The organism is Gemmatimonadaceae bacterium, from assembly GCA_036273715.1.
Classification (GTDB): domain Bacteria; phylum Gemmatimonadota; class Gemmatimonadetes; order Gemmatimonadales; family Gemmatimonadaceae; genus JADGGM01.
Window position 1 is genome coordinate 25,586 of sequence record DASUHB010000031.1, and the last position, 14,267, is coordinate 39,852.

The window sequence follows — 14,267 nt, forward strand, 5'->3', positions numbered from 1 at the left end:
CTCCGATCTCACTTCAACTCGCGCAGATGATCGCGCGCGAGCGCGGCTTCATCCGACTGCGGGTACGTAGAGATGAGTTGGTTGAGCAGCGCCCGCGCCGCCGTCGCGTTCCCCTGCTGCTCGAGGTAGAGCGCGCGCTTGTACAGCGCCGTCGGGGCATGCGGCGACTTCGGGAACTTCTGGATGACCATCGCGTACGCCGTGTCCGCCGCGGCCGCGTTCCCCTGCGCGCGATACGCCTCGCCGAGATAGAACTGCGCTTCCGGCGTAATGTCCGCGGTGGGATAGTCCTGCAGCAGCTTCTGGAACGCCTGGACCGCGGTGGCCGGGCTGCCGCGCTGCAGCTGCTCCATGCCTAACTGATAGAGCTGGTTCGGACCCGGCTCGCCCGCGTTCGGCGCGCCGCCGGTGGTGGGTGCGGCGCCCGGCGCGGCGGCCGCGCCCTTGGCGCCCGTCGCCGGTGGCGGGGCGGCGCCGCCGCCCATGTCCTGGTTGCGCTGCTCGATCGACGCGCGCAGCTCCTGCAGCCGGTTCTGGCTCTGCCCGGTGAGCTGCTGAATCTGCAGCAGCTGCTCGTTCACGTCATGCAGATCGCCGCGCATGTCGCCCTGCATCTTCACCACGTGCCCGCTCACCGTGCCTAACGAATCGCGCACCAGGCCGAGGGTGGCGATCACCTGGTTCACCTGCGCGGCGTGGAGCGAATCCGAGCGCGCCGTGGCGACGCGCATCGAATCGATCTGCAGCTGCAGCAGCTTCACGTCGTTGCTGGTGGCGAAGCACGCCCCGGTCGCCACCAGCGCGACCGGAGCGAGACGCCGGAAAACGGTCTTCATGGGGCTCCCTTGATCTGGTCGGCGCCGGCCGTGATCTCGAACTCGTCGCGGCGATTCTGCGACCACGACGACTCGTCGTGTCCAGTGGCGACGGGCCGCTCTTCGCCGTAGCTGATGATGTCGATCCGATCGCCCGCGATGCCGTGATCGGTGAGGTACCGCTTGGCCGCCGCCGCGCGCCGCTGGCCTAACGCAAGATTGTATTCATCGGACCCGCGCTCATCCGTGTTGCCGGCCACGCGGAGCCGCACCCCGGGGTTCGCGTTCATAATGCCGATCTTCGCGTCCAGCGACGACCGCGCATCGTCTTTGAGCGCGTCGCTGTCGAAGTCGAAGTAGATCACCTGGGTGAGCGCCTTGGTGGCCGCATCCTTCGCGTTCCGAAGTTTGTCCGCATCGGCTTGCGCGCGCGCGATCGAATCGCGGCGCGCGGCGTCGGCCCGCGCAATCGAATCGCGGCGCGCATTCTCCGCGTTGATGCTGTCCTGATTCGGGCCCGGCGTCGCCGCGGGCTGGGTCGCCGGCGGCTTGTGCGAGCACGCCACGGCCGCGGACACGGCGAGCAGCAGGAACGGAAGGAGGCGGGTCTTACCAGTCATGAGGAGTCCCCCGGATGAGATGTGATCCCGTGCAGCGCGAAACATTACGGTGCGCTCGTCGAGTGCGACCAGGCCGCGAGCCTCGCGCCCGGATCGTGGGTCAACTGCCGCGCGCGCCCCGACTCGGCGTCGAGTACGAAAATCTCTTTCACGCCGGTGCGCGACGACGTGAAAGCGAGATGGCGCCCGTCCGGCGCCCAGGTGGGATCTTCGTTGATCCCCTCGCTCGTCAACTGCTTCACGGTCTGGTCCCGCAACGTGATCGTCATGATCTGAAAGCGTCCGTCCAACTGCGACTGGAACGCGATCAAACGGCCGTCGGGTGACCAGTCGGGATTGCTGCGATAGTTCTGGTCGCCGAAGTTGAACGGCGTCAACAAGGCGACGTTAGAACCATCGACATCGGACGTGTACACCTCCGGATGTCCGGCCCGCCCAGACGTGAACGCCAGCCGCGCGCCGTCCGGACTGAACGTCGGCGACACGTTGTCGCTCCCCCGCCCAACCGTGACGCGCCGCGCCGCACCGGTGCCCGACGCGCTCACGATGTAGAGATCGGTCCCGTTCTCGTCGCCGTGGGCGTAGCACAACCACTGCCCGTCGGGCGAGAACGCCGGCGTGATGTTCAGTCCGCCGGGCGTCGTCGTCACGCTGTGCTCGCGACCCGTCGCCAGATCGCGAATGACGATGTTCCAACCGCTCCGCACCAATTCGCTGTACGCGATGGTCCGTCCGTCGGGCGACCACGCTGGAGCCAGGACCGTTCCCGGCTCACTCACGGGATGCTCGCCGAACCCGTCGGCGTCTATAACGTAAATACGATTGCCGCGCACGTACAGGATGCGCGTGGCCGCGATGCCGTGCACCCCGGTGATCCACTGCTCGATCTGATCGGCCATCGCGTGCACGCTCATGCGCCAATCCTCGGTGTTCGGCGCGCCGGACACCGGCACATCGTGCGAGGCCGCCACCTTCTTCGCCGACACATCGTACACGTTCACGTGCGCGGTGCTCCCCGTCACCGAGATCTGTACGACCGCGGCTGCGCTCAGCGATTTCCAGATCGTGAAGTCCACCGCGTTCTTCGCCGCCTGCTGCCGTGCCGTTTCCTGCACGGCATCGCCGCCGATGACCTCGATGCGATCGCCGTAGTCGAAGTCGCGCGACACGATGGCCTGGAGCGAATCACCGCCTGCGCCGCTCACCGGAAACACGACGACGCCCGGCTTCGTACCGGGCTGATAGGTGAGGCCGATGCGCACGCCGCGCGTCGTGTCCTGCTGTTGCGCGGTCGCGCGCGCGGGGACGCCGAGGCACGCCGTCAATGCGGCGCACGTGATCAGTCGCTGCGTGAGCTGCATCTAGTGGAGCACCCGTGGGTCGAAGCTGAAAATGACCGGCAGCACATCGTCGGCGAAGCCGGATGGGAGCGGACCGAACGCCTTGACCTGCGCCGCCTGATCGACCGCGCCCTGACATTCGAGGTCGAAGGCGAAATTCCCTGAGCGCGTCACGAATCGGAAATCCGAGACCGACCCATCGCGGCGGATGAGGAACATTACCTCGGCCGTGTTGTTGGTGTTCCCGGGGGGGTGAAATCGCAGCGCGATCTGGCGCACAATGTTTTCGAGATATCCGGGGAATGGAAAATCGACGCCTTCGGTGTGGACGCTTGCGACGTCGGTGCCGCGGCCTCCCTCGGGGCCGCCGCCTGCTTTCGCCGGCGGTGTGGTTGGCTTGGCCGGCGTCACATCCGGCGTCGGAGTGGCGGGCGGTGTTTTCTTCCGCGGCGGCGGCGCTTTGGTCTTCACGGGCATGGGCATCTGCTTCTGCAGCTGCTCCGCTCGTTTAGGCACGGGCGGCGCCTTTTCCGCGGGCGCCGTGGTGGGCGGCGTCGGGGTGACGATGCCGGCCGCGCGCGGCCCGGGCGGTGCGGCGACGATGTTCACGCGGTACATCGGCGGCAGCGACGGCGAGGCGTGCGGATGGATCGCGATGAACAGCGCGACGATCCCCAGATGCAGCGCGACCGACAGGCCTAACGGACCGCCGAGTCGGGCGCCTCTGGGCTCGCTGCGCACGGCGGCGCTCACTTCGTGATGTCCTCGGGTTGGGCGACCAGTCCGACGTCGCCCACGCCGGCGCCGCGCATCACCGCCAGCACCTGCACCACCGTGCCGTACGGCACGCCGCGATCGGCGCGCAGGTAGATCCCGTTGCGTCCGCGCTGCGACGCGAGCGCCTTGAACGTCGACCGGAATTCCGCGTAGGTGAACTTGTCTTCGTCGACGTAGATCTGGCCCGAGTGGTCGATGGACACGACGAGACTCGATCGCGCTTCGAGCGGACGCGCTTCGGCGACCGGGAGCGCGATGTCGACCCCGCCCTGCATCATCGGCGCGGTGATCATGAAGATCACCATGAGCAGCATCATCACGTCGATGAGGCTCACGACGTTGATGTCGGCGTTGAGGGGCAGGCCTTTCCCGCGCGTGCGGCGCGACATCTAGATCCGGCCCTCGCGCACCATCATGGCGATGATCTCCGTGCCGAACCCTTCGAGTTCGTTCTCGAGCCGGTTGAGGCGCGCCGCGAAGATGTTGTACCCGAAGACCGCGGGGATCGCGACGGCGAGCGCGGCGGCGGTGGCCGTGAGCGCTTCGGCGACGCCGGGCGCGACGGCGCTGAGATTGCCGGATCCTTTCGTCGCGATGCCCATGAAGGCGTCGATGACGCCCAACACGGTGCCGAACAGTCCGATCAACGGGCTAACGGAACCGATGGTCGCCAGCCAGGGGATGAAGTGCGACAGGCGGTCGCGCTCTTCCGACGTCTCCGAGTCGAGCACGAGCCGCAGTGCCTCGACCTGCGAGCCGCTGAGCGGCGAGCTCGTGGCGTCGCGCAGCGCGCCCGGCTTCATCTCGGCGAAAAAATTGACGGCGCGCGAGAACACGCGGGTGAACGGACTGGCCGGGCTCCGCCGGACGATGCCGGTGGCGGTGTCGAGCGCCGGCGCGCGCGCGAACTCGCGCGTGAACGTGCGGCCCACGCGGTCGGTGCGGCGGAACTCCCACCATTTGGCCAGCATGATGGCCCAACTGACGAGCGACAGAATCACGAGTACGCCCAGCACGATTTGCGTCACCAGCGACGCGTGCGTGATCATGTCTATGGGCGCCGTGGGAATGGCGCCGCCGATCTGTGCCACTACGGGAACGAGAACCGTCACGAGCGTGCCTCCGGGCGTCGTTGCTTGAACCAGTCGTAGGTTTGGCGGAGCCCGTCGCCTAACGCGACGGCGGGGCGCCAGCCGAAGGTGCGCGCTGCCTTGTCGAACGCAATCGCCGAGCGAAGTTGTTCGCCCGGCCGCGCCGGCGCGTGCTTTACCGGACTCGATCCGCCCGAAACCTGCTTGAGCATCGTCGCCAGCTGCACGACGTCGGTCTCGATGGAGGTGCCGATGTTGAACGCGCGGCTGTCGAGCGCCGTCGCCGGCGGCAGGGTTGCCGACGCCGCCATCACGTTCGCCCGCGCGACGTCGCCGGCGTACACGTAGTCGCGCGTCTGCTTGCCATCGCCGAACACCGTGAGCCCGATGCCATCGAGCAGACGGTCGCAGAATATCGCGACCACGCCGGCCTCGCCATGCGGATCCTGTCGCGGTCCGTAGACGTTCGAATAGCGCAGCGCGACCGTGTCGAGTCCGTGCACGCGCGCGAAGTATCCCATGTAGTATTCGACGCTCAGCTTCGCCGTGCCGTAGGGCGACTGTGGATCCTTGGGCGAAGTCTCGGAGGTCGGCGGCTCCACGAGGTCGCCGTATACCGCGCCGCCGGTGGACGAGAAGACGAATCGCGTGTGCGGCCGCGCGCCATTGCCCGAGGCGCGCACTGCCTCGAGCAGGTTGAGCGAGCCGCCGATGTTGAGTTGGGCATCGGCCGCCGGATCGGCCACGCTCTTGCGCACGTCGATCTGCGCTGCGAGGTGGCAGAGGACATCGAAGCGGCCATCGCGCACGAGGCGCGCCGCATCGGGCGATGTGATGTCGAGCTGGTGGAAGGTCGCGTCGCGCGGAACCTGGTCGCGCTTGCCCGTCGAGAGATTGTCGAGAACGGTGACGTCGTCGCCGGCGGCCACGAAGGCCTGCGCGACGTGGGATCCGATGAACCCCGCGCCGCCCGTGATGAGGATCCGCCGCCCCATCAGCGGCTCTCTACGTTAGGCGTGTCATCCGACGGCGCCTCGGTGTCCGACGACTCGAGCCCGAAGAGGTATCGGAGCGCATCCACGATCGCCAATCCGTGTCCGTTCGCCGATGCCGCGCGCAGCCGCACGCTGGGCTCGTGCAAGAATTTGTTCATCAGGGCTCGGGAAAAAAGGTCGACGGCCGCGCGGTCATCCGGGGGAAGGTGCGCGAGCTTCTTGAGAGCGTGCGCGAGCTCGTCTTCGCGCACGCGGTCCATCCGCGAACGAAATGTGCGGAGCACCGGCACGGCCGCCAACCCGGCCAGCCATTGCCAGTACAGCTCCACCTCTTCCGCGATCACCGACTCGGCGCTCGGGAGCTCCTGTCGCCGCCGTTCGATGTTGTTGGCGACCACAGACCGGAGGTCATCGAGGTCGTACAGGAACACGTTGTCGAGCGTGCCGACATCGGCAGCGACGTCGCGCGGCAGGGCGATGTCGAGGATGCAGAGCGGCCGGTCGCCACGCTGACGCATCGCCGGCTCGACCTGCGCGCGCTCGACGATCGGGTGCGGCGCCGCCGTCGAGCAGAGCAACACGTCGACGTCGGCGAGTCTCGGCCAGCAGTCTTCGTAGCGCAACGCTTCTCCCCCGTGCCGCTCGGCGAGGGACACGGCGCGCTCGTGCGTCCGGTTCGCCACGACCGCGGTGCGGACTCCTTCGCTCACGAGGCACTGGAGGGCGAGGTCGGCCATGTCGCCGGCGCCAAGGACCATGGCGCGGCGTCCGCTGAGCGAGCCGAAGATTTTCTTGGCCAGCTGCACGGCGGCGGAGCTCACCGATGCGGCCCCGCGGCCAACCGCAGTCTCGGTGCGGATGCGCGACGCGACGAGCAGCGACGACTGGAAGAGGCGATTGAGGATCGCGCGCGACGTACTGCGGCTCGCCTCCCAGGCATCGCGCACCTGTCCGTGGATCTGCGCTTCGCCGAGGATCATGGAGTCGAGGCCGGATGCCACGCGATACAGATGCGCGACGGCTTCACGATCGCGCCGCACGTATCCATACGACGCCGCGTCCGCGCTTCCGCCTAACCGGCGCGACAGGTGCGCCCAGATGCCCGGCGCGGCGGGCGCGTCGCCTTCCACGACGTAGACTTCGGTGCGGTTGCACGTCGAGAGCAGCGCGATCTCGCTGGCGCAGGTGATCTGCGCGAGCTCCTCGAGCACGCGCGGCGTTTCGTGCGACGAGACGGCCACTTTTTCGCGCACGTCGATCGGCGCGGTGTGGTGGCTCAGGCCGGCCAGGATCAGCGCCATGCCGCCAGCTCCTGCGAGAACCGCCCGCTCTCGACGGCGTCGCAGAACGTATCGCCGACCAGCGACGCCGACGCGCTGCGCCATTCGTCCCGCGAGCCCGCATCCAGCAGCCGCCGCCTGAGTCGCGCCAGGGCCGACACGGCGGCGGCATATCGCGTGTCGAACCGGGACGCAATCGCGTCGCGCACGCGCGCGGCCACGCCAGGCACTCCGCCCGCCGTGACGGCCACCACGAGGTCGCCCGCCCGGTGCGTAGCCAGCGTGATGAACGTGCCGGCGCCGGGATCGTCGGCGAGGTTCACCAACATGCCTAACGTACGGGCCGCGTCCGCGACGCGCACGTTGACGTCGGCGCGATCGGTGGCCGCGACGACAAGGGTGGTTCGGCCCGGGACGACGTTGGGCGACAGGTCCGCCGGCGCGAACGGGCGCGCCTCGATGGTGCACCGCTCGCTGCCTAACGCACGCACGCCGGCGCCGGGCTCGACGGCGATGATGCGCACGCGCGCTCCCGCGTCCAGCAGCGCCCGCGCTTTCCGTTCCGCCACGTTGCCGCCGCCGACGATCACGGCGTCCACCCGCGCGCCGTCGAGCGCGATCGGATACGCGCTCACAGGAAGCGTCCCTTGAGCGGGTCGATCATGCGGAACGCGATGTAGAGCACCACCACGCCGGCGAACAAGAGGTTGGTGAGCATCGCCGCGCGGTGCGCAGACCATCCGCGAACCACACGGCCGATGGTCAGCGCGGTGACCGCGAGCCAGGCGCTGTACGCCCACACCATTTTGATCGCGTGTCCCGTGCGGTACTCGAGCGCGTAGCTCGACGCGAGCCCGATGCCCACCGTGAGCGCGAGCCAGCCGGCGACCACCGCTACGTGATTCACGCGATCCAGCGTCTCGAGCGGCGGGAAGAACCGGAAGATCGCGCCGAATCGCCGCGACTTGAGCTCGCGCCGCTCGACCAGGTACATGACGCCTGCCGCCGCCGCGGTCGCGAACGCTGCGATGCCGAGGAAGCTCAGCGCGATGTGCGACGTGAGCCACACGCCGCGCATGCCGTTGGCCTCCGGTCCGGGAACCATGCCGGCGAGCGATGCAAACCCCGTGAGCAGCGCGGCGAGTGGCGCCGCAAACAGTGTGAGGCTGACTTCGCGCGCGAGTACTTCGACCACGAGCAGCGTGACGGCAACGAGCAACGCCGCGAACGACAGCGCGGGACCGAGGCCGGTGAGCGGCGGTTCGTCGTGAATGCGGACGAACTGGACCAGCGCCGCCGCGTGAATGGCGATGCCGGCCGCCAGAACCCAGACGACGCTGCGCACTGGAGCGCGAATTGGGCGAGCAAACGGAATGGCCGCCAATCCCGCAGCAGCGAGATACAGCACGATGGCGACGGCGTGCGCGAGGGCGATCATGTCGGTGCGTAATCTACTGAGGATCAGGCAGATCCGTACATGGGCGTCCCGGTTTTCTCCCGCAAAAAACGCAGACGGGGAAGGCGCGCGCGCGCCTTCCCCGTCACCTTCATCCTGCGATCGTGCCGTGCTCGTGCACGGCGAGGGAATCGATCACGGCATGCGCGCGGTGAGGCGTGCAGGCGTTCCGATTTTGATCGACGGCTGACGCTGGTCGAGAATAATTGCGGTGGTGCCGTGGTCCGTCACCCTGACCACCTGCGCCAGCGCAATCGGTTCCTCCGGCAGCGTCACCTGGTCTGTCGTGCCGGGAACCGTCGCTTTCTCGCGCGGACGATACAGCGTGAATTCATCGCCGAGCTTGACGCCGTCTTTGGTGGTCGCATCCAGGATTATGTAAAAGCCGACCGTCGGAAGCACGGCGCGCGACGGGATGAAAATCACACGGGCCTGTGGGCCCAGCTGCAGCGGTGCAGCGTGCGCGTCAGTCGACATGTTGAATCGATCGAGCGGCATGACGCCCTGTCCGATGAGCACTTCGTCGTACTGCTGAATGATGCGCACCGTGGTGGCTTCGCCGCCGTTGTCCGTCGCTTCGACCTGAACGATGGCTGTGGGCTGCATGACTTGTCCGCCATCGATGAGTGTCGGGCCGCGGTTGAACACCACCAGGCGATCTCCCTTCGCGGCGACGACGCCGGCAGGCAGCGTGATATAGGCGCGCGATTCGGGACCGAGGCGCTCAGCGACCGCGAGTGTTTTGGCGATGCCCGGAATATCAGCAGTGGCGACGAGCTTGCCTTGCGCCTTCGGCCCACCCACTGCGTCCAACCACGGCGCGGCGTAAAACTCCCCGACACGTACGGGCGTGTGCGCATACTCGATCGATGTCGGCTCGAGATGGTTGCCGCCGGTCAACCGCTTCCTGAAATCCTCGCGGAACACGGTTGGGCCGCCCGAGCGCATCGGCACCGGCTCTGGCTGGAAGCGCGGCTCCATTTGATCGACCGGATCGGCGGCGACGTTCTGAACACCGCCGGGGATGTGAAGCACCTGGCCGGGATAGATCCAGTGCGGATCACGGACGATGGTCGTGTTGATGCGATAAATCTCCGGCCACAAGAAGGGATCGTTCAGGTACGTCTGGGAAAGATCCCACAGCGTGTCGCCTTTCTTGACCGTGTGCGTCTGTGCGCCCTGAGTAGAGTCCGAGGGATTCGACGCTTGCGTGGTGTCGGATGCCGCGGGCGCCACGACAGCTGCCGGCTTGGTCATCGTGTCTGCGGGCGAGGCAGCCTGCGTATCCACCGGCGGCGACTGCGCGGGCGGCGTTTGCGGCGCCGGAGCTGGTTGCGAGGTGGAATCTTGCTGGGCGGACAGCGCCGTTGATACGGCCGCGACGGCGAGCAGCGCGACTAACCAGCCAGCACGACTGTTCGGGCGCATGGCCGACTGCCCATGAGCTGCGGAGTGCGTGAACGGACGCATGTACGCCTCATGATCGGTGCGAGAACCAGCGGGAGCGATGAGGAAGTCCGGGCGTGTCTGGCGCGCCCGGCTCCTCGCTAGTGAGACGCACCGGATACGTCCGAGTCACGGCTGACCGAATGCACTCGGTCAGAACGGAAGATCGTCGTCTTCCTCTTCGAGCGAGCCCTTGAAATCCTCGAATTCTCCAGTGCCACTGCCTGAGGCCGCCGATGATCCGGCCACCGCGCCGCGCGACCGATCCGCGGACGCTCGACTGCGCGCCGGCGCCTCGCCCTCCATGCCGTCGGCGTTCGCGCCGCCGCGACCCGAGAGCATGATCATCTCTCGAACGTTGATCTCGGTCATGTAGCGCGTCTGATTTTCTTTGTCCTGCCATTGGCGATACTCGATGCGCCCTTCGACGTAGACCTTGTCCCCTTTCTTGAGGTAGCGCTCGACGATATCCGCCAGTTGGCTCACCTTTGAATTCCAAACGACGCAACGGTGCCATTCCGTTTTCTCTTGCCGATCACCCGACGGACCGTTCCAGCTCCGGCTGGTGGCGAGTGAAAACGTTGCCACGCGACTTCCGTTGGACGTGGACCGCACCTCAGGATCGGCGCCGAGGTTTCCGATCAACGTGACTTTATTCAAGCTTCGACTCACAAGGCCTCCTGGCAGATGGCGTGATCACTCGCGGACGACAGTATAGACAGCCAGCGATTGAGTCGCCAGCAAACGAACGCGAGGTGGTGCAAATCATCGCGGAGCATGCGTCCGCGGTTGGTGCAAGTCGAGTTTGAGGACGAGCGCATCTTCGGTCGGCGTGCGATAGTAGCGTCGGCGGCGCATCACCTGCACGAACCCACGCGACGCGTACAGTGCGCGCGCCACCTCGTTCGAGTCCCGCACCTCGAGATACACCGACGTCACGTCGCGGGTGCGCGCCTCATCGAGCGCGGCATCGAGCAGCGAGCCGCCAATGCCCCGCCTGCGCGACGTCGATGCGACCGCGAGGTTCGCAATCTCGCCTTCGTCCACTATGTACCAGGCGACGACATAGCCGTGTACGAGCCCATCATCATCGTACGCGACGGCAAACAGCGCCCGCGGATCGCCCAACAAATTTTCGAACGATGCCCACGTCCACGCGTCGGAGAACGCTTCCGTCTCGAGCGCGACGACCCGAGCGATGTCCTTCGCCCTCGCGGGACGAATGCGCACGGCATCGCGGGATTCGGGGAGCGGCCACATTGCGATCACCGAGCGTACAGCGGTCGTCCATGTGCCTGCTCCCACCTCACCTGCGCCTCCGCGGCCCGACCGTAGTTCGGCTCCCACGTCGCGAGATCGGCGGGTCCACCGGCATCGATCAGCGGTTGCACGCGGGCGACTCCCCGGGCGTGCGGCGTGAGGTGGCCTGCCTGATCCGGTCCGACCAGGCGCGCGCCGAATCGCGAGGCGTACGCTTCAATGTGTGCGCGCGGTTGGACGGACATCCCATCGATCTCACCGATGGCGCATTGGTCATCCACCTCGAACGCTTCGGTGTACATGTCGCCGCGGAGCGCGTCGAGCACGGCGACATAGCGTCCTGGCCGCCGCGCGACATCATTGCCCGCGACGATCAACAACAGCGACGACACGCCATAAAACGGAATCCTCGCTGCACCGTCACCGAACGCGAGCGCTTTTGCTATCGACGCCGCAATACGCAGACCGGTGAAGCTTCCGGGGCCGCTGCCGCACACGATGCGCGCAACGTTGTCGAGCGTAGCTCCCGACGTGCGCAGCAACTCGACGATGGCTGGAAGGAGCGTTTCGCGTCCGACGTTGCGCATCGCCACCTCGGAGGCGGCAAGCTCCTCGGCGCCAGAGAGGAGCGCCACCGTTCCAGCGTGAGTCGAGGCGTCCAGCGCCAGCGTCAGCGCGCGTGTCACCCGGCGAGCAGCAGCCGGCGCTCGGAGTCGCGGGCGTCGTATTCGAGATCGATCGGCACGACGTCGGCCGGAAGGCGGCTGCCCGCCCGCTCCGGCCACTCGACGAGCACGATGGCATGTGCGCTCACGAGCTCATCCCATCCGATGTTGGTGAGCTCGGCCGGCGTGCCTAACCGGTAGAGATCGAGGTGGTAGATCGTAGCGGTGGCGCCCGCGTAGCGGTGCACGAGCGCGAACGTCGGGCTCGTGACCGGCTCGCGAACTCCGGCGCCGGCGCAGATGGCTTGCACGAGCGTCGTCTTGCCGGCGCCGAGGTCGCCCGAGATGGCGACGACGAGCGGCGGTCGCGCCGATGCGCCGAAATCCTTGCCCCATGCGATGAGCTCATCGCGCGTCAGCGCGATACGCCCGCGCGCCGCCCCCTCAGGCACGACGTGGTGATGTGGCGGCGTGGTCACCGCGCCGCCCGCAGACGGTCGAGTCCCCCAGCGCGGCGCGCCACGTTGCCGTCCATCTTCGCCCGGAGCTCGAAGATCTGGTCGCGCAGCGCCGCGGCGGCTTCGAAGTCCAGTTGGCCTGCCGCTTCTTTCATCTGCTGCTCGAGCATCGCCACGAGCGCCGCCACATCCATTTCCTTCTCGTAAGTCGACACGCGCTCGGCGACGCGGCGCTGGGTCTCACGTTCGCCGCGCGCATCGGCCACGCGGGTGATGAAGCGAACCTGCTCCGTGCTCTTGACCACGCTGCGCGGGGTGATCTGGTGCTCGACGTTGTGCGCCATCTGCAATTCGCGGCGGCGGCGCGTCTCGTCGATGCACCGTTGCATCGAACCGGTCATCCGGTCGGCGTAGAAAATGGCGGTGCCCGCCACGTTGCGCGCCGCGCGGCCCACGGTCTGGATGAGGGAGCGATCGCTGCGGAGGAAGCCTTCCTGGTCGGCGTCGAGAATCGCCACGAGCGACACCTCCGGCAGATCCAGGCCTTCGCGCAACAGGTTGATGCCGACGAGGACGTCGAAGTCGCCTAACCGGAGACCGCGCACGATTTCCATGCGTTCGATGGCATCGATGTCCGAGTGCATGTATCGCACGCGGACGCCCATCTGCTGCAGATAGTCGGTGAGATCTTCCGCCATCCGCTTGGTGAGCGTGGTGACGAGCACGCGTTCGCCGCGCTGCTCGCGCAGCCGGATCTCGTGCAGCAGGTCATCCACCTGTCCGCGCACCGGGCGCACCTGGATTTCGGGATCGATGAGTCCAGTTGGGCGGATGATCTGCTCGACGACGACGCCTTCCGAGAGCTGCAGCTCGAGCTCGCCGGGCGTGGCCGACACGAAGATCGCGCGCGGCGTGAGCGACAAGAACTCATCGAACATGAGCGGCCGGTTGTCGAGCGCACTCGGCAGACGGAATCCGTAGTCGACGAGCGTGAGTTTCCGCGCGCGGTCGCCGTTGAACATGCCGCCGATCTGCGGCAGCGTGACGTGCGACTCGTCGACGACGACCAGGAAGTCCTCGGGAAAGTAGTCGAACAAGCACGCCGGCCGCTCGCCTTCGGCGCGCCCCGAAATGTGCCGCGAATAGTTCTCGATACCCGCGCAGGTCCCGATCTCCATCAACATCTCGATGTCGAAATTGGTCCGGGACTCGAGACGCTGGGCCTCGAGCAGTTTGCCTGCGTCGCGGAGCAGCGTGAGGCGCTCGTCGAGCTCGGCTCGGATGAGACCGAGCGCGCGCTCGAGGGTGGCGCGCGAGGTGACGAAGTGTTTGGCCGGATAGATCGCAGCACGCTCGAGCTCCGCGATCGTGCGGCCGGTGACGATGTCGATCTTGGAGATGCGTTCGACCTGGTCGCCCCACATCTCGATGCGCACACCCTGCTCCTCGTACGCCGGGAAGATCTCGACAGTATCGCCACGCACGCGGAACGTGCCCCGATCGAAGGCGACGTCGTTGCGCGAATACTGGATGCCGACGAGCGCGCGCAGGATGTCGTCGCGTCCGCGCATTTCGCCGCGCTTGACCAGCACCATCCGCTCGCGATACTCGACCGGGTCGCCTAACCCGTAGATCGCCGAGACGGTAGCGACGATGATGACGTCGTCGCGCTCCATGAGGCTCGACGTCGCGCGCAGCCGGAGCCGGTCGATGTCTTCGTTGATCGACGCGTCCTTTTCGATGTACGTGTCGGTGGACGGCACGTACGCTTCCGGCTGGTAGTAGTCGTAGTACGAGATGAAGTATTCGACTGCGTTGTTCGGGAAAAAGCTCTTGAGCTCACCGTACAGTTGGGCGGCGAGCGTCTTGTTGTGCGACAGCACGAGCGTCGGCTTCCCGTGCGCCTGGATGACGTTGGCAACGGTCATCGTCTTTCCGGATCCCGTGACACCGAGGAGCGTCTGGAACCGGTCGCCGCGTTGAAGTCCCGCCGAGAGCTCGGTGATGGCGCGCGGCTGATCGCCGGCGGGTTCGAAGGGCGCGGTGAGGGCGAAGTCGGCCATA

Annotated in this window: 16 protein-coding genes; all 16 read right to left on the bottom strand. The window is 67.0% G+C overall.

Going from position 1 to position 14,267, the window contains the following annotated elements; translation table 11 throughout:
- Positions 1–8 precede the first annotated feature (8 nt).
- Positions 9–836 (bottom strand): tol-pal system protein YbgF, encoded by an 828-nt coding sequence (ybgF, locus tag VFW04_06165; protein HEX5178894.1) that lies wholly within the window; start codon positions 834–836, stop codon positions 9–11.
- Complete coding sequence (gene pal / locus VFW04_06170; protein HEX5178895.1) at positions 833–1,435, bottom strand: peptidoglycan-associated lipoprotein Pal; 603 nt, start codon at positions 1,433–1,435, stop codon at positions 833–835. The genes ybgF and pal overlap by 4 nt, the downstream gene beginning before the upstream one ends.
- A 44-nt stretch (positions 1,436–1,479) precedes the next feature.
- Positions 1,480–2,796, bottom strand: a complete 1,317-nt coding sequence (locus VFW04_06175) for a hypothetical protein (GenBank protein ID HEX5178896.1) — start codon at positions 2,794–2,796, stop codon at positions 1,480–1,482.
- A complete protein-coding gene (locus VFW04_06180; GenBank protein ID HEX5178897.1) occupies positions 2,797–3,528 on the bottom strand; it encodes a TonB C-terminal domain-containing protein in 732 nt (243 codons plus the stop codon).
- A complete protein-coding gene (locus tag VFW04_06185) occupies positions 3,525–3,941 on the bottom strand; it encodes a biopolymer transporter ExbD (GenBank protein HEX5178898.1) in 417 nt (138 codons plus the stop codon). The genes VFW04_06180 and VFW04_06185 overlap by 4 nt, the downstream gene beginning before the upstream one ends.
- Positions 3,942–4,664: a MotA/TolQ/ExbB proton channel family protein gene (locus tag VFW04_06190; protein ID HEX5178899.1), complete on the bottom strand. Its 723-nt coding sequence runs from the start codon at positions 4,662–4,664 to the stop codon at positions 3,942–3,944.
- Entirely contained in the window at positions 4,661–5,638 is a 978-nt protein-coding gene (locus tag VFW04_06195) for an NAD-dependent epimerase/dehydratase family protein (GenBank protein HEX5178900.1), read from the bottom strand. Before VFW04_06195 ends, VFW04_06190 begins: the two co-directional genes overlap by 4 nt.
- Entirely contained in the window at positions 5,638–6,939 is a 1,302-nt protein-coding gene (gene hemA, locus VFW04_06200) for a glutamyl-tRNA reductase (GenBank protein ID HEX5178901.1), read from the bottom strand. Before hemA ends, VFW04_06195 begins: the two co-directional genes overlap by 1 nt.
- Positions 6,930–7,553 carry an NAD(P)-dependent oxidoreductase gene (locus VFW04_06205; protein ID HEX5178902.1) on the bottom strand — a complete coding sequence of 208 codons (624 nt, stop codon included), beginning with the start codon at positions 7,551–7,553 and terminating at the stop codon, positions 6,930–6,932. Before VFW04_06205 ends, hemA begins: the two co-directional genes overlap by 10 nt.
- Positions 7,550–8,356, bottom strand: a complete 807-nt coding sequence (gene ccsA / locus VFW04_06210) for a cytochrome c biogenesis protein CcsA (protein ID HEX5178903.1) — start codon at positions 8,354–8,356, stop codon at positions 7,550–7,552. Before ccsA ends, VFW04_06205 begins: the two co-directional genes overlap by 4 nt.
- A 153-nt stretch (positions 8,357–8,509) precedes the next feature.
- Positions 8,510–9,802 (bottom strand): LysM peptidoglycan-binding domain-containing protein, encoded by a 1,293-nt coding sequence (locus tag VFW04_06215; GenBank protein HEX5178904.1) that lies wholly within the window; start codon positions 9,800–9,802, stop codon positions 8,510–8,512.
- Between the two features lie 171 nt (positions 9,803–9,973).
- Positions 9,974–10,492, bottom strand: a complete 519-nt coding sequence (locus tag VFW04_06220) for a single-stranded DNA-binding protein (protein HEX5178905.1) — start codon at positions 10,490–10,492, stop codon at positions 9,974–9,976.
- A gap of 93 nt (positions 10,493–10,585) precedes the next feature.
- The gene (gene rimI, locus VFW04_06225) at positions 10,586–11,080 is read right to left on the bottom strand and encodes a ribosomal protein S18-alanine N-acetyltransferase (protein ID HEX5178906.1); all 495 of its coding nucleotides are present in this window, start codon (positions 11,078–11,080) and stop codon (positions 10,586–10,588) included.
- A 5-nt stretch (positions 11,081–11,085) separates the two neighbouring features.
- Positions 11,086–11,766, bottom strand: a complete 681-nt coding sequence (gene tsaB, locus VFW04_06230) for a tRNA (adenosine(37)-N6)-threonylcarbamoyltransferase complex dimerization subunit type 1 TsaB (GenBank protein ID HEX5178907.1) — start codon at positions 11,764–11,766, stop codon at positions 11,086–11,088.
- Positions 11,763–12,224, bottom strand: coding sequence for a tRNA (adenosine(37)-N6)-threonylcarbamoyltransferase complex ATPase subunit type 1 TsaE (gene tsaE / locus VFW04_06235; GenBank protein ID HEX5178908.1), 462 nt, complete (start codon positions 12,222–12,224; stop codon positions 11,763–11,765). The genes tsaB and tsaE overlap by 4 nt, the downstream gene beginning before the upstream one ends.
- Positions 12,221–14,266 carry an excinuclease ABC subunit UvrB gene (uvrB, locus tag VFW04_06240; protein HEX5178909.1) on the bottom strand — a complete coding sequence of 682 codons (2,046 nt, stop codon included), beginning with the start codon at positions 14,264–14,266 and terminating at the stop codon, positions 12,221–12,223. Before uvrB ends, tsaE begins: the two co-directional genes overlap by 4 nt.
- Position 14,267: the final 1 nt, after the last annotated feature.

Bases quoted from the DNA above. Each gene is read 5' to 3' on its own strand.
- ybgF (HEX5178894.1), bottom strand. From the start codon at position 836: ATGAAGACCGTTTTCCGGCGTCTCGCTCCGGTCGCGCTGGTGGCGACC.
- pal (HEX5178895.1), bottom strand. From the start codon at position 1,435: ATGACTGGTAAGACCCGCCTCCTTCCGTTCCTGCTGCTCGCCGTGTCC.
- VFW04_06175 (HEX5178896.1), bottom strand. From the start codon at position 2,796: ATGCAGCTCACGCAGCGACTGATCACGTGCGCCGCATTGACGGCGTGC.
- VFW04_06185 (HEX5178898.1), bottom strand. From the start codon at position 3,941: ATGTCGCGCCGCACGCGCGGGAAAGGCCTGCCCCTCAACGCCGACATC.
- VFW04_06195 (HEX5178900.1), bottom strand. From the start codon at position 5,638: ATGGGGCGGCGGATCCTCATCACGGGCGGCGCGGGGTTCATCGGATCC.
- hemA (HEX5178901.1), bottom strand. From the start codon at position 6,939: ATGGCGCTGATCCTGGCCGGCCTGAGCCACCACACCGCGCCGATCGAC.
- ccsA (HEX5178903.1), bottom strand. From the start codon at position 8,356: ATGATCGCCCTCGCGCACGCCGTCGCCATCGTGCTGTATCTCGCTGCT.
- VFW04_06215 (HEX5178904.1), bottom strand. From the start codon at position 9,802: ATGCGCCCGAACAGTCGTGCTGGCTGGTTAGTCGCGCTGCTCGCCGTC.
- rimI (HEX5178906.1), bottom strand. From the start codon at position 11,080: ATGTGGCCGCTCCCCGAATCCCGCGATGCCGTGCGCATTCGTCCCGCG.
- uvrB (HEX5178909.1), bottom strand. From the start codon at position 14,266: ATGGCCGACTTCGCCCTCACCGCGCCCTTCGAACCCGCCGGCGATCAG.